21 protein-coding genes are annotated in these 22,506 nt (G+C 28.9%); 11 read left to right on the top strand and 10 right to left on the bottom strand.

Going from position 1 to position 22,506, the window contains the following annotated elements:
* From ETU08_RS10885 to ETU08_RS10925, 9 genes are all read left to right on the top strand, one after another.
* Entirely contained in the window at nt 1-666 is a 666-nt protein-coding gene (locus tag ETU08_RS10885) for a DUF4271 domain-containing protein (protein ID WP_146263053.1), read from the top strand.
* Between the two features lie 11 nt (nt 667-677).
* The gene (locus ETU08_RS10890) at nt 678-1,415 is read left to right on the top strand and encodes a uroporphyrinogen-III synthase (protein WP_146263054.1); all 738 of its coding nucleotides are present in this window, start codon (nt 678-680) and stop codon (nt 1,413-1,415) included.
* Nucleotides 1,416-1,484: 69 nt separating this feature from the next.
* Complete coding sequence (gene purM / locus ETU08_RS10895) at nt 1,485-2,477, top strand: phosphoribosylformylglycinamidine cyclo-ligase (protein WP_146263055.1); 993 nt, start codon at nt 1,485-1,487, stop codon at nt 2,475-2,477.
* A gap of 123 nt (nt 2,478-2,600) precedes the next feature.
* Complete coding sequence (locus ETU08_RS10900; protein WP_146263056.1) at nt 2,601-3,728, top strand: hypothetical protein; 1,128 nt, start codon at nt 2,601-2,603, stop codon at nt 3,726-3,728.
* A 35-nt stretch (nt 3,729-3,763) separates the two neighbouring features.
* The gene (purN, locus tag ETU08_RS10905) at nt 3,764-4,327 is read left to right on the top strand and encodes a phosphoribosylglycinamide formyltransferase (protein WP_146263057.1); all 564 of its coding nucleotides are present in this window, start codon (nt 3,764-3,766) and stop codon (nt 4,325-4,327) included.
* A 106-nt stretch (nt 4,328-4,433) separates the two neighbouring features.
* Nucleotides 4,434-4,970 carry a MarR family winged helix-turn-helix transcriptional regulator gene (locus tag ETU08_RS10910; protein WP_146263058.1) on the top strand — a complete coding sequence of 179 codons (537 nt, stop codon included), beginning with the start codon at nt 4,434-4,436 and terminating at the stop codon, nt 4,968-4,970.
* 2 nt (nt 4,971-4,972) lie between these two features.
* Nucleotides 4,973-6,109: an efflux RND transporter periplasmic adaptor subunit gene (locus ETU08_RS10915; protein ID WP_146263059.1), complete on the top strand. Its 1,137-nt coding sequence runs from the start codon at nt 4,973-4,975 to the stop codon at nt 6,107-6,109.
* Between the two features lie 45 nt (nt 6,110-6,154).
* Entirely contained in the window at nt 6,155-9,307 is a 3,153-nt protein-coding gene (locus ETU08_RS10920; RefSeq protein ID WP_146263060.1) for an efflux RND transporter permease subunit, read from the top strand.
* Nucleotides 9,308-9,331: 24 nt separating this feature from the next.
* On the top strand, nt 9,332-10,720 hold the full coding sequence (locus ETU08_RS10925; protein WP_146263061.1) for an efflux transporter outer membrane subunit: 1,389 nt from the start codon (nt 9,332-9,334) through the stop codon (nt 10,718-10,720).
* 61 nt (nt 10,721-10,781) lie between these two features.
* Here ETU08_RS10925 and rsgA read toward each other — a convergent pair whose 3' ends face one another.
* The 8 genes from rsgA to ETU08_RS10965 form a co-directional block, all read right to left on the bottom strand.
* Nucleotides 10,782-11,696, bottom strand: coding sequence for a ribosome small subunit-dependent GTPase A (gene rsgA, locus ETU08_RS10930; protein WP_146263062.1), 915 nt, complete (start codon nt 11,694-11,696; stop codon nt 10,782-10,784).
* 64 nt (nt 11,697-11,760) lie between these two features.
* Entirely contained in the window at nt 11,761-12,840 is a 1,080-nt protein-coding gene (locus ETU08_RS10935) for a bifunctional 3-deoxy-7-phosphoheptulonate synthase/chorismate mutase type II (protein WP_146263063.1), read from the bottom strand.
* Nucleotides 12,841-12,941: 101 nt separating this feature from the next.
* Entirely contained in the window at nt 12,942-13,721 is a 780-nt protein-coding gene (locus ETU08_RS10940; RefSeq protein ID WP_146263064.1) for a TIGR02757 family protein, read from the bottom strand.
* 5 nt (nt 13,722-13,726) lie between these two features.
* Entirely contained in the window at nt 13,727-14,959 is a 1,233-nt protein-coding gene (locus ETU08_RS10945) for a DEAD/DEAH box helicase (protein WP_146263065.1), read from the bottom strand.
* A gap of 194 nt (nt 14,960-15,153) precedes the next feature.
* Nucleotides 15,154-16,017 (bottom strand): DUF808 domain-containing protein, encoded by an 864-nt coding sequence (locus ETU08_RS10950; protein WP_146263066.1) that lies wholly within the window; start codon nt 16,015-16,017, stop codon nt 15,154-15,156.
* 186 nt (nt 16,018-16,203) lie between these two features.
* A complete protein-coding gene (locus ETU08_RS10955) occupies nt 16,204-16,533 on the bottom strand; it encodes a 2Fe-2S iron-sulfur cluster-binding family protein (protein WP_146263067.1) in 330 nt (109 codons plus the stop codon).
* Between the two features lie 4 nt (nt 16,534-16,537).
* A complete protein-coding gene (locus tag ETU08_RS10960) occupies nt 16,538-17,590 on the bottom strand; it encodes an NAD(P)/FAD-dependent oxidoreductase (RefSeq protein ID WP_146263068.1) in 1,053 nt (350 codons plus the stop codon).
* 28 nt (nt 17,591-17,618) lie between these two features.
* On the bottom strand, nt 17,619-18,560 hold the full coding sequence (locus ETU08_RS10965) for a LysR family transcriptional regulator (RefSeq protein ID WP_146263069.1): 942 nt from the start codon (nt 18,558-18,560) through the stop codon (nt 17,619-17,621).
* 232 nt (nt 18,561-18,792) lie between these two features.
* On the opposite strand from ETU08_RS10965, the gene ETU08_RS10970 reads away from it, so the two are divergent.
* Together ETU08_RS10970 and ETU08_RS10975 are read left to right on the top strand one after the other, a co-directional pair.
* The gene (locus tag ETU08_RS10970) at nt 18,793-19,659 is read left to right on the top strand and encodes a sigma-70 family RNA polymerase sigma factor (protein ID WP_146263070.1); all 867 of its coding nucleotides are present in this window, start codon (nt 18,793-18,795) and stop codon (nt 19,657-19,659) included.
* Between the two features lie 83 nt (nt 19,660-19,742).
* The gene (locus ETU08_RS10975) at nt 19,743-20,609 is read left to right on the top strand and encodes an EamA family transporter (protein WP_146263071.1); all 867 of its coding nucleotides are present in this window, start codon (nt 19,743-19,745) and stop codon (nt 20,607-20,609) included.
* A 6-nt stretch (nt 20,610-20,615) separates the two neighbouring features.
* Here the strand turns inward: ETU08_RS10975 and tatC are convergent, their stop codons facing one another.
* A complete protein-coding gene (tatC, locus tag ETU08_RS10980) occupies nt 20,616-21,449 on the bottom strand; it encodes a twin-arginine translocase subunit TatC (protein ID WP_260391092.1) in 834 nt (277 codons plus the stop codon).
* A 26-nt stretch (nt 21,450-21,475) separates the two neighbouring features.
* Nucleotides 21,476-22,438: a KpsF/GutQ family sugar-phosphate isomerase gene (locus tag ETU08_RS10985; protein ID WP_146263072.1), complete on the bottom strand. Its 963-nt coding sequence runs from the start codon at nt 22,436-22,438 to the stop codon at nt 21,476-21,478.
* Nucleotides 22,439-22,506: the final 68 nt, after the last annotated feature.

A 22,506-nucleotide genomic window follows, 5' to 3' on the forward strand; every position in this document is an offset into this window, starting at 1 on the left:
ATGATGTTAAAATTTCTTATCATAAATCCAATCCCCCGTCCTTCTATAGATGACAACTTGATTAACTATATTGTCTTAAGTTCACTATTTATTTTAGTTTTATCCCGTATAGTTCTCCTTCCTAAAAAAGAATCTTTTTTTAGATTTAAAGCTCTCATGGGAGAAGATGAAAATTTTACTTTGTTCACTTCAATTTGTGCATTATTATATTTAATATTCTTATCCTTAGTTTTAGTTCCTTTCTTTAAAATTCATATACCTTTTAATAATTCTCAACTAGCCAAAATAAGTTTAATATTTACATTTCTTTGTATTTATCATGTAACCTCACATGTATTAGGCAATAGCTTTATTTATATACTAGGTAAAAAGGAAGAATATAAAGTCAATAACATTAATAACTTTAGATTTACATTTATAAAACTTGTTATTTCAATTTTACTATGTTTTATAATTTACTATACGAACATTCCTAGGTTTTATGCTTTAAATATAGCAATATTTACTCTTGGAATTATACTTACTCTAGAATGGATATATTTAATGTTTTTTATAAAAAAAAATATAAATATTCCAAATTATTATGATTTTTTATATCTTTGCGCCTTTAAAATATTGCCCACGCTATGTTTAATTAAAATAGCGTTTTTGGGAGAAGAATTATAGTTTGTTTAAATATGAAAATTAAATCCGTTTTAGTTTCACAGCCTGAACCAATAGGAGATAGTTCTCCCTATTTTGATTTGCAAAAAAAGCATAAAATTAAAATTGATTTTTGTCCATTTATAGAAATTGAAGGAGCCAATGCTAAAGAAGTTAGAATCCAAAAGATTGATTTCTCTAACTTTACAGCAATAATTTTTACTAGTAGAAATGCCATTGATCATTTTTTCAGATTAGCTGAAGAAATGAGATTTACAGTTCCAGATTCAATGAAGTATGTGTGTCAATCTGAAGCCATAGCTTTATATCTTCAAAGATACATCGTATACCGAAAAAGAAAAATTTATTTCGGTGAAAAAAATATTCAAAGTATAATTCCTTTATTAAAGAAAAATCAAAAAGAAAAATATTTATTGCCAACTTCAGATATGCTCAATCAAGATATACCCGATGCTCTTGATAAAGCAGAAGTTGATTGGACGCGTGCAATATTATTTAGAACTGTTAGTAGTAATGTTGTTTCAAACATCAAAGATATTTATGATTACGATGCACTTATTTTCTTTAGTCCTTATGGCATTAAATCACTTTTTGATAATTACAAAGATTTTAAACAAGGAAATATACACATAGGAACTTTTGGTGCATCAACTAAATTTACAGCTGAAGAAGCTGGACTAAAAGTAAGTCTATTTGCTCCAACCAAAGAATCTCCTTCAATGACAAAAGCTTTGGATGATTTTTTACAATAATATATTTTAAAATATATAAATTGCTGCATAATTAAACTAAAAAATTTAAATTTAAACAAGCTATTCTAAATAATGACAACTTATAAAGATTCCGGTGTAGATAAAGAAGAAGGGTACCAAACAGTATCTAAAATTAAAGATGAAGTATCTCAAACACACAATCCAAATGTTTTAAATAATATTGGAAGTTTTGGAGCCTTTTATGAACTTTCTGGTTATAAAAACCCTATATTGGTTTCTGGTACTGATGGAGTTGGTACAAAGCTTAGAATTGCCTTAGATTCTGAAATTTATGATACCATAGGTATTGATTGTTTTGCCATGTGTGCAAATGATATTTTATGTCATGGAGCAAAGCCATTATTTTTTCTAGATTATTTAGCTTGTGGAAATTTAGATTCAGATATTGCTTCAAAAATTATTTTGGGAATTGTAAAAGCTTGCAAAGAAACTAAAACAGCATTAATAGGAGGTGAAACGGCTGAAATGCCAGGTATGTATAAAAAAGGTGATTATGATGTCGCTGGGTTCTGCGTAGGTGTAGTTGAAAAAGAAGATATTATTGATGGAACCCAAATAAAGAAAGATCAAGTAATTATAAGTTTACCTTCAAGTGGCTTTCATTCTAACGGTTATTCGCTTATAAGAAAAATTTTCACTGATATCAATGAGAATTTTGAAGGTCAACCGTTGTATAAAACATTATTAACTCCAACAAGATTATATCAAAATGATATATTTAAAATATTAGAAAAATATCCTGTATATGGAATTGCTCATATTACCGGAGGTGGTATAATTGAAAATTTACCAAGAATAATACCCAATGGGCTTTGTGCTAACATAAGCGTTTCATCTATTCATGTTCCATCTATTATGAAGGAGCTTCAAAAAAGAGGTAAAATAAGTAATGATGAAATGTTTGGCACTTTTAACATGGGTGTGGGGATGTGTATTATAGTTGATGAAGAAAATTCCCTACCAATTTTAAATCTAATTGAAGGTAGCTCAATCATCGGTAATATAATAAACAATTCAAAAAAAATTATTCTTAATTTTTAAATAAAAAAATTTTTTTTATCTTAATTATTCTTTTATTTTATAAATTTACATGTAAATAATTTTTACATAAATTTTTTTGTAATTTATGTAAAGGCTATTGTGAATTAAAACTAAAAATACTTTATGAAGAGAATAATTAAGAAATCTCCCATATTTTTAATATTTTGCCTATTAATAATAATATTATTTCCATTAAAGATAAATGCTGAATATTCACCTGAAAAGCAAATGAATGAAGGAAGTAAACATTCAATTTTATTTCCTAAAGTTTCTAATGCTAAGGTTATCCATGAAATAATTGAAATAGATGTTGTTCCATATTTTAATGATCCTAAAGACTATTTTGTAAATTATAATATTACATACCACATAGAATCTGATCATGAACAGATTCTTCCATTAATTTTTATTGCTTCAAATTTTAAAAATTCACCTATTAATATTTTAATTAATGGCAAAGAAGTAAATACAAATTCAATATTAGATAATCAGAATTTAATATTTAGCATATTCCCTTATATAAAATCTGATGGTAATGAGAACGTATGTATTATAGATACAAAAAATAATGTAAATTTATTTAATATTAAAGAATTAGTTTATTTTAATAGCTTATTAAAAAAAGGAAAAAATGAAATTCACTTAAATTATAAAGGGAATTTAGAAAGTAATAATTATGGATTTCTAAAGAACTATAATTTAGATTATTATCTATTTCCTTATAAATTTTGGAATTCCTTTGGACCCATTTTTGTAAAATTAAATACACCACCAAACTATAAAATTAAACAATCATCAATAGGAAATCCTTCACAAAAATTATCTAAAAATTTATATTTCTGGAGATTAAATAAAATTAATAAAAAAGAATTTAAAATTAGTTTGTCTCCTAAAATTTCAACATTATCCTATTTTTTACTATTGTTAAAACCCGTTGGAATTACTTTAACTTTTGGATTATTAATTAGTTTGATACATATCTATTTCATAAAAAAATTTAGAAAAAAAGATAATCATTCCATTAATTACTATTTAATATTAGGAAATATTATCAATCCCCCATTGTTTTACTTAACTTATTGTTTGTCATTTAAATTAATAGAATGGTCTTTAGGAAGTATTGCACTTAAAAATTATGAATATATAATTTCTCCTATATTATATTTACCACTCATATATGTTCTCTATGATTATACCATGTGGTTTTTAGATATTAGCCTAAAAAATAATACTTCTTTAAAAAATACCTAAACTATTTTTGTATTTTTGATTTAAATTTTTAACTTATGAATATAGCAGTTTTCGTTTCTGGAGGTGGTACTAATCTACAAAATATTCAAGATGCCATAAATACAGGTATTTTAGAGAATGTTAAAATTGAATTAGTAATCGCGGATAGAAATTGCTATGCACTTGAAAGAGCTTTAGACAATGATATAACTACCTATTTGGTTGATAGAGGTAATGAAATATCAACCCAGATAGATGAAATTTTGTCTTCTTATTCTATTGATTTTATTGTCTTAGGAGGATTTTTATCCATCTTAGATTCAAATTTCTGCAACAAATGGGCTAATAAAATAATAAACATTCATCCCTCATTATTACCGAAATACGGAGGTAAAGGTATGTATGGAGAAAAAGTCCATCAAGCCGTTTTAGATGCTGGAGAAACGGAATCTGGATCTACTGTTCATTTTGTTACTTCAGAAGTTGATGAAGGTAAGATTATCCTTCAAAAATCCTTTCAAATAAATGAAAATGATTCAGCTAAAGATTTACAAAAAAAAATTCAAGTGATTGAAAAAGAAATTTTAATAAAATCCATTCAAATGTTGTGTCAATCTTAAATTAAATAAATATTTTTAACCCTTTTAATATAAGATTAACAAAATACAATATTAATTTTTTTTTTATATGTATACTTACTATCTTTGTATAAGATATACATAACTTATGGTAAGTGTAGATAGTTCTAATGAACTTTCACAAATAACAGAGAATGAAAAGACTGGTTTTTTACTGTGGAAGGTAAATAACTATTGGCTTCGTTCATTTAAAAAAAGATTTAAAGATTTAGATATCACACATAGTCAACTTTTACTTTTGCTAAGTATTTTCTGGAGCAAAACAAATGAGCTAAATCTTACTCAAAAAGAATTATCCTATAAGTCTGGTATAGATGCCATGACAACTTCCACAGCACTTAGAACACTTCAAAAAAAAGGATTAATTATAAGAAATATTAATAATAAGGACACTAGAACTCATTTAATAGAAATTACTGAAAAAGGCAAAACAATTGTTGAAAAAGCCAATGATATTATAAAAAATTTTAATAATTCCTTTTTCAGTTGTTTGAAAGATCAACAAAAACAATTTCAAGAAAATCTAATTAATTTATTATTATCCGATGAAAATTCTAAACAACATTTATTGAAATATTACCAAAAAGAACTTGAAAAATTTAATATAACCGTAGAAAATAAATAAGTATGAAAATAAAAAAAATAAAAATTATATTAGCACTTTTCATTATTACATCGCTACAATTAACTTCTTGTAAAAATGACAGTAAAACTGGTGCTGCTGCATCTATGCAACAAAATGCAGTAAAGCCTTATCCTGTACAAGTCCTGTCAGAACAACCCACTACACTTTATGTAGACTATCCAGCAACCATTAAAGGTACGCAAGACATTGAAATTAGACCAATGTTAGAAGGATTTATCAAAACTATTGAAGTGGATGAAGGATCTACCGTAAGAAAAGGACAAGTACTATTTACCTTAGATGCACCTCAGTATGAGCAAAATAAGCTAAATGCTTTAGCAGCAATTAAAACGGCAGAAGCTGATTTAAATAATGCTAAGATGGAAGTAAGAAAAGTAACTCCTTTAGTTGAAAAAGGTATTGTAAGTAAATACCAATTAGAAGCAGCAAAATATGCACTAGAAGCAAAACAAGCAGCTTTAAACCAAGCATATACAACTTTAGCTAATGCTGAAACAAATGTTTCATATACTAGAATCGTTAGCCCGGTAAATGGAAGTATTGGATCCATCCCCTATCGTTTAGGAAGCCTTGTTAATAGTTCTACTACATTAACAACTGTAGCAAATACTGCAGATGTATATGTATATTTTTCAATCAATGAAAAACAATTATTAGACTTACTTAAAACTCTTCCGGGCAAGTCGCAAAATGAAAAATTAAAACATATAGAGCCAGTAAAATTAATACTATCTACAGGCAATGAATACATTGATAGTGGTAGAATTGATGCAATTAGTGGTATAATTAATACCGGTACTGCAGCTGCTAACATGAGAGCTATATTCCCTAATACACAAGGAATTCTTAAAAGTGGATTGTCTGGTACTGTAAGAATTACAAATACAATTAAGAATGCTTTAATAATTCCACAAAAAGCAACCTATGAAATTCAAGGAATTACTTTTGTATATGTGGTACAAAACGATAACAAAGTAAAACAAGTAAGTATAAAAGTTACACCTACTCCAGATGGAAAATCTTATGTGGTAGACTCCGGACTAAAAGCTAATGATAAAATAGTCATAAACGGAATTCAAAATTTAAAAGATGGAATGGAAATTAAACCACAACTATAATTTTAAATAATTTCAAATTTATCTCTTAATTAAAAATAATAATAAATGTTTAAAATTTTTATTGAAAGACCAATCCTTTCAACCGTTATATCAATAATCATTCTGATATTAGGAGGTATCGGTATGGTTACGCTACCCGTGGCGCAATACCCTGAAATTGCACCTCCTACTGTTCAAGTTACAGCCAATTATCCTGGAGCAAGTGCCGACGTAGTTTTAAAAAGTGTTGTAATTCCATTAGAAGAACAAATCAATGGAGTTGATAATATGACTTATATGACTTCAACAGCTTCAAACGATGGTTCTGCAACGATTACAATCTATTTTAAACAAGATGCAAATCCAGATATTGCCGCAGTAAACGTTCAAAATCTTGCAGCTCGGGCAAATAGTTTACTACCAGCAGAAGTTACCAAAAATGGAGTAATTGTACAAAAAACCCAAAGTAGTAATATTCTATTTATGGGTTTAATTAGTAAAAATCCAAATTTTGATCAAAAATTTCTTCAAAACTATGCCAATATTAATATTCTACCTGAAATTAAACGTATCAATGGTGTAGGAGATGCACAGGCACGAGGTGGAAATACCTATGCTATGCGTATTTGGATTAATCCTGATAAAATGGCCATTTATGGTATAACACCTAGTGATATTTCTGCTGTTTTAGCAGAACAAAATCTAGAAGCCGCAGCTGGTTCATTCGGGGATAATAGCAATCAAACCTTTGAATACCCTTTAAGATATACCGGGAGATTGACAGATGCCAAACAGTTTCAAAATATAGTTTTAAAATCGCTACCTTCTGGTGATATATTACGATTAAAAGATGTTGCAGATGTTGAAATAGGGGCTGAATCTTACCAAGTTACTTCTACCATTGATGGATATCCTTCCACAATTATTTCAGTATCACAAACCGCAGGTTCTAATGCTAGAAAAATCATTGAAGAAGTAGAAGTAACAATGAAGGAAGCCGCAAAATCTTATCCTTCAGGGATTGAAACTGTATTTATGATGAATGCCAATGATTTCTTAAATGCATCCATTGACAAGGTTATACATACACTTATCGAGGCATTTATATTGGTATTTATAGTTGTTTTAGTATTTTTACAAGATTTAAGATCGACCATAATTCCTGCAATTTCTGTAATTGTTGCCATTGTCGGAACCTTTTTCTTCTTACTACTTTTAGGCTTTACCATAAATATATTAACTTTATTTGCATTGATTTTGGCTATTGGTATTGTGGTGGATGATGCCATTGTAGTGGTAGAAGCAGTACACTCTAAACTAGAGAATGGCATGAAGGATTCTAAAAAAGCTTCGATCCATGCTATGACAGATATTGCAGGCGCCATTGTAGCTATAACACTTGTAATGGCATCCGTATTCGTTCCAGTAAGTTTTATTGGTGGAACTGCTGGGGTTTTCTACAAACAATTTGGTTTAACCTTGGCTATTTCCATTGTAATTTCGGCGGTAAACGCGCTTACTTTAAGCCCGGCTTTATGTGCAATATTTTTGAAACCTCACAGTGATGATAAACATAAAACAACATTTATAACTAGACTAAAAGATGGATTTAATGTTGCTTTCAAAAAAACTACCAATAAATATAAGAGAATATTAATACTTACTTCAAAAGCCAAATGGAGTGTTTTTGCAATTATATTAGTATTTTCAGGATTGCTGTATTATTTAATGAAAACTACGCCTACCGACTTTGTACCTCAAGAAGATAGTGGATTTATTTTAAGTGATATTAGTTTACCTCCAGGTTCAACCATGGAACAATCAACCAAAATTGGTGATGAAGTAAATAAAATTGCTAGTAAAATCAATGGAGTTGAACATATTGCACAATTAAATGGTTTAAGTTTCTTAAGCGGTGCAGGAGGTAATTATTCTGTGGTTTTAGTAAAATTAAAACCTTGGAGTGAAAGGCCAAACATCAATATCAAAGATGTTGTTAAGGAATTATTTATAAAAACGGCTCATATACAAGGGGCTCGTATTATTTTCTTTGGAGCACCAACTTTACAAGGTTTCGGTAACTCTAACGGTTTCGAACTTCAACTTCAAGATAAAACCGGTGGTAGCTTAAGTAATTTTTATGAAGTAAGTCAGCAATTCCTAGGGGCACTCAATAAACGTCCTGAAATTCAATATGCAACTTCATCATTTGATCCTAATTTCCCTCAATATGAAATGAGTCTAAATATTGCTGAAATTAAAAGAGCTGGATTAAAAGCTACTGATATTCTAGGCGCACTGCAAGGATACGTTGGAGGAATATATGCATCCAATTACAACCAATTTGGTAAGCAATACAAAGTATATATACAATCGCATCCATCTGCACGTAAAAATTTAACCGATTTAGATGGTATGTACGTTCGAAATGCAAGCGGAGATATGGCCCCTATAGGTGGATTTGTAACTATAAAACCTACCAACGGTCCTCAAACTTTACAAAGATTTAACTTATATCAATCAATACCGGTTAGTGGTTCTCCCAATCAAGGCTATAGTGCGGGGGATGCCGTGAATGTAATTAATGAAGTTGCTGCACAAACATTGCCACAAGGATATTCTTTTGAATATTCAGGGATGACTAGAGAGCAAGTGAAAAACAGTGGATCACAAACGGTTTATATATTTATTCTTTGTTTGGTGTTTGTTTATTTCCTACTTTCTGCCTTATATGAAAGCTACATATTACCTATATCTATCATTATATCCTTACCGATAGGTATTGCAGGAGCATTTTTATTTGCAAAACTTTTTGGAATTACCAATAACATTTACTTACAGATTTGTTTAATCATGTTAATCGGTCTATTGGCTAAAAATTCCATTTTAATTGTTGAATACGCATTAGAACGAAGACTTCACGGGTTATCCATTATCGATGCAGCTATAGAAGGTGCAGAAGCTCGATTTAGACCAATACTTATGACATCCTTCGCATTCATCCTAGGTTTATTACCACTTATGTTTGCCTCTGGCGCAGGTGCTGAAGGTAATAGATCTATTGGTACTGCTGCTGTAGGTGGTATGCTTATAGGAACTATAGTAGGGTTGGTAGTTACTCCTATGCTTTATGTGATTTTCCAGACTATTCAGGAAAAAATAACTAAGATAAAACCTGCAACTACCGTAAAGGAAGATTTGGAGGATGATGATTTATAAATCTAAATTATTAAAATAATAAGAATGAAAATTCAACCAATTCAATATATAACTATTTTAGCCCTGGCAGGTTCACTCACTTCCTGTGTTACGGCAAAGTATGAGACTCCTGAAATCATAGATAATAAACTTTATCGTGATATGAATAGTAAGGATAGTACAACTATTGCAGATATTCCATGGAGCAATTTTTTTAAAGATATAAATCTACAAAACCTTATTAAAGAGGGTTTACAAAATAATCTAGATTTACAAATTGCTGTAACACGTATTAAACAATCTGAAGCAAGTTTAAGATCTGCAAAATTAGGATATTTACCTACTTTATCAGCGGAAGCTTCTTATAGTAATAGTAAACTTAATGAAGTAAAAGGCTCAGGATTTAGAACACATTCTGAAATCCCTCAACTATCTGCAACCGCAAGTTGGGAAGCTGATATTTGGGGCAAGATTGCAAGTACCAAACGTTCAGCTTTAGCTTCTTACTATCAAAGTGATGCTTATAGACTGGTCACTCAAACTTCTTTAATTGCAAATATTGCAAACAGTTATTTTAATTTGTTGGCTTACGATGAACAACTTAAAATAATGAAAAACACCATTAAACTATTAGAAGATAATGTTCAAACCATGCAATATCTGAAAGAAGCTAATATAGTGACTGGTGCTGCCGTAGAACAAAGTAAAGCTTTACTTTATTCTACAAAATTGAATGTTCCTGACTTGGAATCCAATATTAAAACATTGGAAAATTCAATTAGTTTACTTCTTGGAAAAGAACCAGGTCCGATTGTTAGATCTAAAATAGAGGAACAAGTAATTCCTACTGAACTTGAATACGGAGTTCCTGTACAACTCTTGTCTAAAAGACCGGATGTGATGATGTACGAATATGCATATAGGGCTTCTTTTGAAAATACTAATATAGCTAAAGCATCCTTATATCCCTCATTAACCTTAACAGGCAACGTAGGATATTCAACCTATCAAAATTTAAACAATTTTTTTGATTACTCTAGTATGTTTGCAAATATAGTGGGTGGATTAACACAACCTATATTTAACCAAGGAAAACTTAAAAGCCAGCTCAGAATAAGCCAAGCCAAACAAGAAGAAGCATTTCTAAACTTTAAAAAAGCCGTACTTAATTCTGGTATGGAGGTTTCCAATGCTTTATATTCTTACGAAAAAGCTAAAAGTAAAGATACAGGAAGGAATTTGCAAATTGAAGCCTTACAAAAGTCTGTAGATTTTACAAAAGAACTTTTGATATATAGCAATGCCAACTATACAGAGGTTTTAACTGCTGAGCAAAACTTATTAAGTGCTAAGCTAAATCAAGTAAATGATAGACTTCAACAACTCCAATCTGCGATAAATTTATATAAAGCTTTAGGTGGAGGCGTTAATTAATAAATAACAATTTAAACTAAAAAAGTCTGAATATTTTAATTCAGACTTTTTTAGTTATAAATCATAGATCTTTCAAAATTTTCAAATAATTTGAATATCTTCTCTGAGATATTTCATCTTCATCAACAGCTTTTATAACTGCACAATTGGGTTCATTTAAATGCAAACAATTATGAAATTTACACCAAGAACGAAATTTATATATTTCCGGAAAAAAATTTTGTAATTCCTCCTTACTAATTTCAACCAACTCAAATTCTTTAATTCCCGGAATGTCAATAATACTTCCTCCAAAACTCCAATCATACATTTGAGCAAAGGTTGTAGTATGTTTTCCTTTATCATTAGAATTTGAAATCACAGATGTTTTTAAATCCAAATCTGGTTGTAAAGCATTAATTGTAGAACTTTTACCACTCCCAGAATGTCCTAAAAAAAGACTTACTTTATTTTTTAATAAATATTTTAAAATATCAATATTAATATTTTTATTGGCTGATATCTCTAATATATCATAACCAATTTTTTTATAAATATGAGTTACCTCTTTAATTTCTTTTAAATCTTCTTCGTTTATTAATAAATCAATTTTATTAATAACAATTAAAACCGGAATATGATAAGCTTCACAAGTAATCAATAATCTATTTAGAAATCCCAAAGAAGTTTGTGGATTTTTAATGGTAAAAATAATACATGCTAAATCTATATTTGAAGCTAAAATATGTGTAGATTTTGACAAGTTTACAGACTTACGAATGATATAATTTTTTCTAGGATGTATAGTTGTTATCCATGCCACTCCATCCTCATGAAGTTCGTAATCTACTTCATCTCCAACCGCCAATGGATTGGTTGTACTAATTTTTTCTTTTTTAAACTTCCCTCTTATTCTGGCTTCGTAAATAGTACTAGTTATTTTATCTTTTAATAAATACCAACTTCCTGTGGATTTAATAATTGTTGCTTGCTTCATTTTTTTAAAATAAAAAATGCATCATTAAAGATGCATTTCAATTATATAAATATTGTAAAAATCATTATATATCATCCATGATTTTGTTTTGTAAATCTACTGATTCTTTATGAATAGAGATTAATAAATGATCTAAAAATTCTTCAGATAAACCCATTCTAGAGCCATTTCTAATAGCTAATTTCTTTAAAACATTCCATCTGTCTGGTTGAAAAATAGCAACGTTATGATCTTTTTTAAGAATTCCAATTTTCTTAGCAACATCCATTCTTGAAGCTAATAAACCTAACAATTGGTTGTCTAATTCATCTATTTCTCCTCTGTATCTGTTTAATTTAGAAGAAAAATCATCTGAAAGATCATTTTTCTTTCTAATAGTAAGATCTACTAAAATTTCTTTTAATCTTTCTGGAGTAATTTGTTGTTTAGCATCACTCCATGCTTCGTCTGGGTTACAATGAGTTTCAATCATTAAACCATTGTATTCCAAATTAAACGCCTGTTGAGCAATTTCTGATATTAGTTCTCTAGTACCTCCAATGTGAGATGGATCGCATATGATAGGTATATTAGGAAATCTATCTTTAAGTTCTAAAGCAATTTGCCATTGTGGGTTATTTCTATACTTAGACTTATTGTTAGAAGAAAAACCTCTATGAATAACTCCTAATTTTTTTATGCCTTGAGCGGCTAATCTTTCCAAACCACCAATCCATAAATCCAAATCAGGATTTACAGGATTTTTAACTAAAACTACTTTATCTGTATCTCTTAGCGATTCTGCAATTTCTTGCATTGCAAAGGGATTAACCGTAGATCTAGCTCCTATCCATAAATAATCTATATCAAACTCCAAAGCTAATTTAGCATGCGAAGCATTTGCTATTTCGGTAGCCGTAAGCATACCAAATTCTTCTTTTACTCTTCTTAACCAATTCAATCCTATAGCCCCTACTCCTTCAAAGCTTCCTGGTTTGGTTCTAGGTTTCCAAATTCCTGCGCGATAAACTTGTACATAATCTTTATCTAAACGTTCCGCTATTTCCATTACTTGTTTTTCGCTTTCAGCACTACATGGCCCAGCAATAATCAGTGGCTTGTCAAACTGATTAATCCAATCTTGATTTATATCTCGTATACTCATAATCTAAAACTTAGTTAAGCACAATATTTAATTTCAAATTTAAATATTATTTTCTCAAATCTAAATTATAATGCAATATTTTCACTAAAAATACCATTATTTTATTTAAATTTATTTACAAAATTTTCAAAAACGCCTAAACCAAACAAAGAATAATCGTATTTAACAGGGTCATCTTTGTCAAATTTTTTCAAATTATTGGTAAGTTCAACCACAGATTTCCAGTCGTTTTGATTTCTATTTAGAAGTTTTAGAGTTCTTGCTGTGTTTCCTGAATGAATATCCAAAGGACACATCAATTGAGAAGGTGAAATGCTCTGCCACAAACCAAAATCAACGCCCTTATTATCTTTTCTAACCATCCACCGTAAATACATGTTTATTCGTTTGGATGAAGAATTTTTTAATGGGCTACTTACATGTTTTTGTGTTCTTTGTAATGGTAAAATTTCAAAAAATACTTTCCGAAATCTTTCTATAGCATAAAATGTATTTGATTCATTTTTATGGGTTGAAAAAATTTTTTCAAGTCCTCCTCTATTTTTATAAATATTTTGTAATGATTTTATAAAATATATTAAATCCTCAGAATTAAAAGTTCTATGCACACACCCTTCAATTTTTTTTAAATCATTTTCTGTATGATTTAATATAAAATTATAAGGTTCTCCTTCTAAATAATTAACCATTTTTTCAGAACTTTTTAAAATACTTTTTCTATTTCCCCATGCAATTGTAGCTATTAAAAACCCAATTATCTCAATATCTTCTTTGCTGGTAAACTGATGCGGTATTTGTATAGGATCTGTTTCTATAAATCGATGATGATTGTATTCTTCAAACTTTTCATCTAAAAATAATTTTAGTTCATCGAAATTCATAAAAGTTAAACTTTTAAGCTTCTCTTTTTATTTTTTGGTTTAAAATTCCTTTTAAAATTATTTTCTTTCTTCTTAAAATTATTTAAAAAAGAAGATTCTATATCATCATTCCTATAAGTATGCTCTTTAACAATAGTAATATCTTTCTTAATTAATTTATGAATATCTTTTAATAATGGTAATTCATCATGATCGCAAAAGGCAATCGCAACGCCGTTACGCCCTGCACGGCCTGTTCTTCCAATGCGATGCACATAGGTTTCAGGAACATTAGGCAAATCATAATTAAACACATGTGATAGGTGATCTACATCAATACCCCGAGCTGCAATATCTGTAGCTATAAGTACTCTTGTGGATTTATCCTTAAAATTTTTAAGAGCATTTTGTCTAGCATTCTGTGATTTATTCCCATGAATAGCCTCCGTTCTTATACCTACCTGATTTAATTGCTTTGAAATTTTGTCCGACCCATGTTTGGTTTTAGCAAAAACAAGTATAGATTCTAAATTTTTATTTTGAAGAAGTTCAATTAATAATTTAATTTTGTTCGTCTTTTCTACATAATACAATGACTGTTCTATTTTATCAACCGTAGACGATACTGGAGTTACTTCAATTCTTGAAGGATGGTTTAATATGTTATTAGCTAATTTTTCAATTTCTGGAGGCATTGTTGCAGAAAAGAATAATGATTGTCTTTTATTGGGTAATAAGGGTAATATTTTCTTAATATCATGTATAAATCCCATATCTAGCATTTGGTCTGCCTCATCTAAAACAAAATATTCTAAGGTTTTAAGATTTATAAACTTTTGATTAATTAAATCTAATAATCTTCCCGGAGTAGCTATTAAAATATCAACTCCTGAACGAAGTGTATCTGTTTGTTTTTTTTGTGGAACTCCTCCAAAAATAACGGTGTGACACAAATTTGTATATTTGCTATATTCCTTAATATTTTCTTCAATTTGTATAGCCAATTCTCTAGTGGGTGTAAGTATCAATGCTTTGATGTTACGTCCTCTATTTTTAGTTAGATTTTGGTGTAATTGTTGAATGATTGGAATTGAAAAAGCGGCTGTTTTACCGGTTCCTGTTTGTGCAACGCCTAATAAATCTTTACCTTCTAAAAGAATGGGGATCGCTTGTGCTTGTATTGGAGTTGGATTTATGTAGTTTTGATCTTTTAGAGCTCTTAGTATAGGCTCAACTAAATTTAATTTTTCAAATGTCATACTATATTAGTCCTAGATTTAACGGACTTTTCTTATTTTAATGATCCGTAAAGGTAGACTTTTAATTTGTTATAACGTTTTAAAATAAAAATAAAATATTTTATTACCTAAATAGTTATATACTTTTTAAATAATTTACCAATTGTATACTTACTACTAAGATCAAATTATAGATGTAATAAAACTTGATGATTTTAAGATTTAACCATTTTTACTAGCTGTTTTATTCCTGAAACTAATAGTAAAATTATGGAACCAGCAATCAATCCCAATATGATTTGTTTCAAAATTTCTGGTTGTAATGATATGTGATGAACAAAATGTATATTATGATCAAAAATTCCACCGGAAACCATTAATAATGCAATTGTTCCTACAATGGATAAAACTTTTATTATAATTGGTAAAGATTTGATTAGAAGCTTTCCTATTGCTGTTAATATCCCTTTTCCTTTAGATTTTAAAATTAGAAAATTACCCATATCATCCAAACGAACTATTAAAGCTACAATTCCGTAAACCCCTACTGTCGCTATAAAAGCTACAATGGAAACTGTAAAAATTTCAATCCATAATGGTTGGTTGACTACTGTACCTAAGGCAATAATTACTATCTCAATAGAAAGAATAAAATCTGTAAATATTGCTGATTTTATTTTTTTCTTTTCAGCAATTGGATCATTTTCAAGATTTGTAACATCTTCTTTTTTTATATGTTGATTTTTATGAAAAAAATATTCGAAAATTTTTTCTACTCCTTCATAAGCTAAATAAAAGCCACCCAGAATTAAAATGTATTGAATAACTACTGGAAAAAATAAATTTAATGCAATTGCAATAGGTACAATTATTATTTTATTAATTAAAGAACCTTTTGTAATTTTCCATAATACGGGTAATTCTCTAGAAGAAACAAATCCTGTAGCTTTTTCTGCGTTAACAGCTAAATCATCTCCCAAAATGCCAGCTGTTTTGCCTGTAGCTAGTTTTGTAGTGACTGCTACATCATCCATTAGTGCGGCTATATCATCCAATATAGCAAATATTCCTGAAGCCATAGTAGGTTTAATTTTAATTCAAAAATATAAATTTATTTTTGAATTAAAATCTATATTTCTTAAACCTTTAAATTTTTATTGTATCGTATATTTTATAAATAATTATAAATCTGCTAACTAATGAGTTTTATGAACTATGAACTATATTTATAAATATTGCTTTTTAAAATACTAATTATAATAAATTTATTCCTGGGCAATTTGTATTTCTAAGCCATCTATATTTTGTTGAATAGGTATTTGACATCCTAAACGGCTATTTTCTTTTACATTAAATGCTTCAGAAAGCATGGCATCTTCTTCATCACTTTTCGGTAAAAGACAATCTTCTTTATTTAATATGTATACTTGACAAGAGGCACACATTGCCATTCCTCCACATATACCTATAGTCCCTTCCGGTTCTATTTCATAAGCTCTGATTACCTCCATAAGGTTCATAGACATATCGGTGGGTGCTACTACCTGATGTTTAGTACCCTTTCTATCTATTATAGTTATTTTGACTTCTGACATTTGTTTATTCTATGGATTTAACTACTGCTTTCTCTGCCTCTTTTACTGTACCATCGAATCCTTGTATCCCTCCAACCGTTGTATATTTTAAAACATATTTTTTATTGGGATTTATTCGATTATAAATGCTTTGGCACATTAATGTTGCTTCGTGAAAGCCGCAAAGGATTAGTTTTAGTTTTCCTGGATATATATTAATATCTCCAATGGCATAAATACCCTCAATATTGGTTTGGTAATCTAAAGCATTATTAACTTTAATAGCATTTTTCTCAATCTCTAATCCCCATTCTGCTATAGGTCCTAGCTTAGGAGTTAATCCAAACAAGGGAATGAAATAATCTGTGAATATTTCAATTTTTTTATTTTCTTTCTCTATAATTAAGGATTCTAATTTACCATCTCCATGAATGCCTATAACTTCTGCTGGAGTTATAAGTTTAATTTTACCTTTATTTTTTAAATCTTGTACTTTTTCTACAGAATCTAAGGCTCCTCTAAATTCATTTCTTCTATGTACCAAAGTTACTTCCTCGGCTATATCTGATAAAAATATACTCCAATCTAAGGCAGAATCCCCACCTCCAGCTATCACTAATTTTTTATTTCTATATAGTTCAGGATTTTTTATAAAGTATTCAACCCCTTTACCTTCATATTTTTCAATATTTTCGATTAAAGGTTTTCTAGGTTCAAAGCTCCCTAGACCTGCTGCTATAGCTATAGCTTTAGCCTTATGCTGAGTTCCTTTATCAGTAGTCACTATAAAAGTACCGTCTTCTTGTTTATCAATGGTTTGCGCAACTTCATTTAATGTAAAACCAGGTTCAAATTGCTTTATTTGCTCTTGTAAATTTTGAATTAATTCTGCGGCTTGAATGGTTGGAAAACCGGGAATGTCAAAAATAGGCTTTTTGGGATATAATTCAACCAATTGTCCACCAGGGTTGGGTAAAGAATCTATAATGTGACATCTTAATTTTAATAGTCCTGCTTCAAATACAGTAAAAAGTCCGGTAGGCCCCGCTCCTATAATTAATATATCCGTTTCAATCATTATACTAGTTAATTTTAATAATTAAATTTTAAACTATTTTTAACTGTGGTTTGTTATCAATCTTTTCCTCTAAAAATAACTTCCCTCTCAATATGCTTTTAATAAGCTCAATAAATTTATCAGCAAATGTAAGTCTTATTTGGTTGGAAGAATAAATTAATGAAATCTCCCTAGAGGGAGAATTTTTAAAATATCTTAAATTTTTCTTATCGGTTTCAGATAAGTTTTCAGATTCAAGCAATGGAAGTATGGTAAAACCAAACCCTTCATTCACTAAACTTACAATTGTAGAAAAACTACCACTTTCCAATTTAATATTGGAATGAATGGAATCTTTATACTTGCAAAGATCTAATACGTGATCTCTAAAACAATGACCTTCTTCTAGCATCAACAAATTATTAAAATCTAATTTGTCAATTTCTAATAAATCTTCTTTATATAAATCGTCTTGCGGAGAAATATAAGCTACCAGAGGTTCTCTATATATTGGTCTTTCAATTATAGGGTAATCATTATTTAATGGCGTGCTAACAATAGCAAAGTCTATCTCATCGTTTTTTAATGACTTTAAAATATCTTCTGTTTTAAGCTCTTTAATAATTAGTTCTGACTCTGGATGTTTATTTTTAAAAATTTTAAAAAATAATGGAACTAATGTTGGAATTATTGTTGGAATTATACCGATCTTTACAATTCCATTCATGCTTTTTTTATCTTCTTCAACAATTTTGGGTAGTTTATCAGCCTCCTGCAAAATGATCCTAGCTTGAGAAATAATTTTTTCGCCTATAGATGTGATTTTTATAGGATTCGTTGTTCTATCAAACAACTCAACTCCCAAAGCTTTTTCTAATTTTTGAATTTGCATGCTTAATGTGGGCTGACTTACAAATGCTTTTTCTGCGGCTACTGTAAAGTTTTTGTATTGTGCCACCGTCAATACATATTGAAGCTGTATTAAAGTCATTAGTTATTAAGCTTTATGGTTTTGTTTTAAGACGCAATTTACTAAAAAAACTACGATTTTAAATATCTTTTAAAAATAATCTAAATATTTTGTAACCTTATTTATATTCTTCTCGTATATACATTTATTAATGAAAAACACAATAATAAAATAATTTATGTTTTAATTCTATATTTTATTTTAAAACTTAAATACTTTTTTAAATATTATAACTTAGCATTCTATTTTAAAGATGAGACAATTAAAAATTACCAAACAGGTAACTAACCGTGAAACCGCTTCTCTTGATAAATATTTACAAGAAATTGGGAAGGTGGATTTAATTACTGCTGATGAAGAGGTAGACTTAGCACAACGTATAAAAGCTGGAGATAGAGTAGCTTTAGAAAAATTAACCAAAGCCAATTTAAGGTTTGTGGTATCTGTAGCAAAGCAATACCAAAACCAAGGTTTAAGTTTGCCGGATTTAATTAATGAAGGAAATTTGGGCTTGATAAAAGCAGCTAAGCGTTTCGATGAAACTAGAGGTTTTAAGTTTATTTCTTATGCAGTTTGGTGGATTAGACAATCTATTCTTCAAGCTCTTGCAGAACAATCTAGAATTGTACGATTGCCTTTAAATAAAATTGGATCTATTAATAAAATAAATAAAGCTTATGCTCATCTAGAGCAAGAACATGAAAGAGCGCCTTCTGCCGCAGAATTAAGTGAAGTTCTGGATATGAGTGAAGAAGACATTAAAGAATCCATGAAAAACTCTGGTAGACATCTTTCCATGGATGCTCCTTTAGTAGAAGGAGAAGATTCTAATTTGTATGATGTACTTCGTTCAGGAGAATCCCCTAGCCCAGATAAAGATTTAATGCTGGAATCTTTACAAACTGAAATTGAACGATCACTTTCTACACTTACCCCTAGAGAGGCAGATCTTATTCGCTTATACTTTGGTTTAAGTGGACAACATCCTATGACCTTAGAAGAAATAGGAGAAACATTTGATTTAACTCGTGAAAGGGTTAGACAAATTAAAGAAAAAGCAATCCGTAGATTAAAACATACCAGTAGAAGTAAAATATTAAAATCTTACTTAGGAAAATAAATTCTATTCTAATTTAGCTAAAAGAATCAATATATTAGTATATTGATTCTTTTTTCATTTTTTATAAACAATTAAATTTTATTATGATAGAAATTATTATTAGTGTTGTTTTTAACGTAGCTGTATCGATAATACTTAAAATTTATAGTACTAAAAATAATAGTAAAAATCTTTTATTTCAAATAATTACTTATAATTATCTTTTCTCTGCAATACTTTGTTATTTTATATTTAAACCTGATGTATTCACAATAAATTTTACTAAAATTCCATGGGGAATCTATATTCTTATGAGTATGTTAATGCCTAGTCTTTTTTTACTTATTGGACAATCCATTAAATATATTGGAATTGCAAAAACTGATATTGCTCAAAGAATATCCTTACTCTTAACAATTATTGCCTCTTTTGTATTTTTTAATGAATCTTTTCATTTAAACAAAGTATTCGGTTTATGTATCGGATTTATTTCTATATTTTTTATTTTTTATGAAAAGATAAATAGAAATAAAACTAAACCTTCCATGCTAAATAAATGGTATTTACCCTTATTAATATTTCTAGGAATGGGTATGGTAAGTATTCTATATAAAATTATTGCCATTCAAAATTCAAACATTTCCTTTATTACTTCAACCTTTATAATTTTTATAGGTTCATTTATTTTTAGCGTAATTTTAATTATTTATAGAAAGCAAAAATTCAATTTATCCGCCATATTCTGGGGACTTGGAGTAGGAATATTTAATTTTGGTAATGTTTTATTTTATTTAAGAGCTCACCAAACCCTAAGAGATAATCCTTCTATTGTATTCGCTACAATGAACTTGGGAGTCATTGTTTTTGGAAGTATAGTTGGAATTATCTTTTTTAAAGAAAAAATGTCTAAACTAAACTATTGGGGTTTGTTATTAGCCTTAATCTCAATAGTTTTAATTTCAAAAATTTAGATTCACTTACTTAGCAATAATACTATTTTCCCTAACATTATTTCTTTTATAAACAACCGTTGATACTAATATGCTAGCTTCATAAAGCAAATATAAGGGACAAGATGCCACTAACATAGAAGGAATATCTCCAGGAGTAATAAATCCTGCAATGATTAGTATTATTATTACGGCATGTCTTCTATAGGTTTTTAAAAATTTTGGAGTCAATATACCTAAGCTTGTTAAAACATAAACAATAATTGGTAATAAAAATACAAATCCCATACCTAGAATAGTTTGAAGTAAAATGCTAATATAGCTGGATAAATCTATATTCACTTTTATGGTATCTGAAATATTAAAAAAATAACCAAAATGCATGGTTAAGGGGGTAACTAAAAAATAACCAAAGGAACAACCTATGATGAATAAAAAATATGTAGCTATAAAAAATGATAGTGAGTTTTTCTTTTCCCTTGGCTTTAAACCTGGAGCAATAAACTTCCACATTTCATAGATAATGTAAGGAAACACTAAGATCAGCCCCCCTGCAACAGCTATATAAAATGCTGTGTTTAATTGTTCAAAGATTCTTCTTACTTGGATGGGAAAGTGATCCGGCATTACAAATACGTCCTGAGAACCAAATAATTGACTTACAAAATTCATTATTCTAAAAGTTATAAAATTCTTATTAACTGGACCAAATATTATATGATCCATAACAAAATGAATTTTCCAACCCACCAATAAAGCTCCTAAACATACCGCAAGTAAACATCTCAGAATATGTTTTCTTAATTCACCTACATGAGAAAGAAAAGGCATATTCGCAGTATTTTTATTTTTATTAGCCATTAATAATTATATATAAAGTCAATATATTATTTGTATCCATTTTCTAAAAGAACATGTAAATCAATAATTCCAAAATATTTTTCTCCATCCAAAACAACTAATTGACCAATTTGATTATCTTTAAATAGAGTAAAAGCAACACTTGCAAGTTCATCTTTTTGTATGGTTTTAGGATGCACAGACATAATTTCCTTAGCTGTAATTTTGTTATAATCTACATCTTTAGACAAAACTCTTCTTAAATCTCCATCAGTAATTACACCCACAACTTTTTCATTATCTACAATTACAGTAATACCATGGGAAGAAGAAGTTAATGAATTTATAACTTCTTTTAAGTGAGAATTTAAACATATTTGAGGTTTATGGATTTGTTTAACAAATTGTTCAACTTTCCATAATAAATTTTTTCCTAATGCTCCTCCAGGATGAAATTTCGCAAAATCTTCAGATTTAAAACCTTTTACTTGTAAAAGAGTTATTGCCAATGCATCTCCCAATGCTAGTTGTACAATAGTAGACGTGGTAGGTGCTAAATTATTAGGATCTGCTTCTTTATCAACCTTTGTGTCTAAGATTACATCGGCTTGCTCGGCCAATAAACAATTTTTATTGGATGTCATCGCTATTAGGCGTGATGAATATTTTTTTAAATACGGTACTACCTCTTGAATCTCCATTGAAGTTCCACTATTGGAAATACAAATAGTTATATCTTCTGATCTAATAACTCCTAGATCCCCATGCTTAGCTTCAGCAGCATGCAAAAACTGAGCAGGAGTTCCCGTTGAATTAAATGTAGCAACTAATTTATTAGCTATATGAGCGCTTTTCCCAACTCCACAAAAAATTATTTTTCCTTCACATCCTAAAATAAGATTTACAGCTTCTACAAAATCTTCTCCCAAGCGATCATTTAAAGAATTTAATTCTTTTATTTCTAAACTTAACGTATTTTTACCCAACTCTAAAATCTTATGTTTTTCCAAAATATAAATATTATTTTTTTGTTAGAGAATATTATTGTATTTTTAAAATTCACAATAACATTGGCAAA

The organism is Apibacter muscae (assembly GCF_007845635.1).
Classification (GTDB): Bacteria; Bacteroidota; Bacteroidia; order Flavobacteriales; family Weeksellaceae; genus Apibacter; species Apibacter muscae.

Coding starts and splice junctions, on each gene's coding strand:
- ETU08_RS10885 (WP_146263053.1), top strand. CDS start 1: ATGATGTTAAAATTTCTTATCATAAATCCAATCCCCCGTCCTTCTATA.
- ETU08_RS10890 (WP_146263054.1), top strand. CDS start 678: ATGAAAATTAAATCCGTTTTAGTTTCACAGCCTGAACCAATAGGAGAT.
- ETU08_RS10900 (WP_146263056.1), top strand. CDS start 2,601: ATGAAGAGAATAATTAAGAAATCTCCCATATTTTTAATATTTTGCCTA.
- purN (WP_146263057.1), top strand. CDS start 3,764: ATGAATATAGCAGTTTTCGTTTCTGGAGGTGGTACTAATCTACAAAAT.
- ETU08_RS10910 (WP_146263058.1), top strand. CDS start 4,434: ATGGTAAGTGTAGATAGTTCTAATGAACTTTCACAAATAACAGAGAAT.
- ETU08_RS10915 (WP_146263059.1), top strand. CDS start 4,973: ATGAAAATAAAAAAAATAAAAATTATATTAGCACTTTTCATTATTACA.
- ETU08_RS10920 (WP_146263060.1), top strand. CDS start 6,155: ATGTTTAAAATTTTTATTGAAAGACCAATCCTTTCAACCGTTATATCA.
- ETU08_RS10925 (WP_146263061.1), top strand. CDS start 9,332: ATGAAAATTCAACCAATTCAATATATAACTATTTTAGCCCTGGCAGGT.
- rsgA (WP_146263062.1), bottom strand. CDS start 11,696: ATGAAGCAAGCAACAATTATTAAATCCACAGGAAGTTGGTATTTATTA.
- ETU08_RS10935 (WP_146263063.1), bottom strand. CDS start 12,840: ATGAGTATACGAGATATAAATCAAGATTGGATTAATCAGTTTGACAAG.
- ETU08_RS10940 (WP_146263064.1), bottom strand. CDS start 13,721: ATGAATTTCGATGAACTAAAATTATTTTTAGATGAAAAGTTTGAAGAA.
- ETU08_RS10945 (WP_146263065.1), bottom strand. CDS start 14,959: ATGACATTTGAAAAATTAAATTTAGTTGAGCCTATACTAAGAGCTCTA.
- ETU08_RS10950 (WP_146263066.1), bottom strand. CDS start 16,017: ATGGCTTCAGGAATATTTGCTATATTGGATGATATAGCCGCACTAATG.
- ETU08_RS10955 (WP_146263067.1), bottom strand. CDS start 16,533: ATGTCAGAAGTCAAAATAACTATAATAGATAGAAAGGGTACTAAACAT.
- ETU08_RS10960 (WP_146263068.1), bottom strand. CDS start 17,590: ATGATTGAAACGGATATATTAATTATAGGAGCGGGGCCTACCGGACTT.
- ETU08_RS10965 (WP_146263069.1), bottom strand. CDS start 18,560: ATGACTTTAATACAGCTTCAATATGTATTGACGGTGGCACAATACAAA.
- ETU08_RS10970 (WP_146263070.1), top strand. CDS start 18,793: ATGAGACAATTAAAAATTACCAAACAGGTAACTAACCGTGAAACCGCT.
- ETU08_RS10975 (WP_146263071.1), top strand. CDS start 19,743: ATGATAGAAATTATTATTAGTGTTGTTTTTAACGTAGCTGTATCGATA.
- tatC (WP_260391092.1), bottom strand. CDS start 21,449: ATGGCTAATAAAAATAAAAATACTGCGAATATGCCTTTTCTTTCTCAT.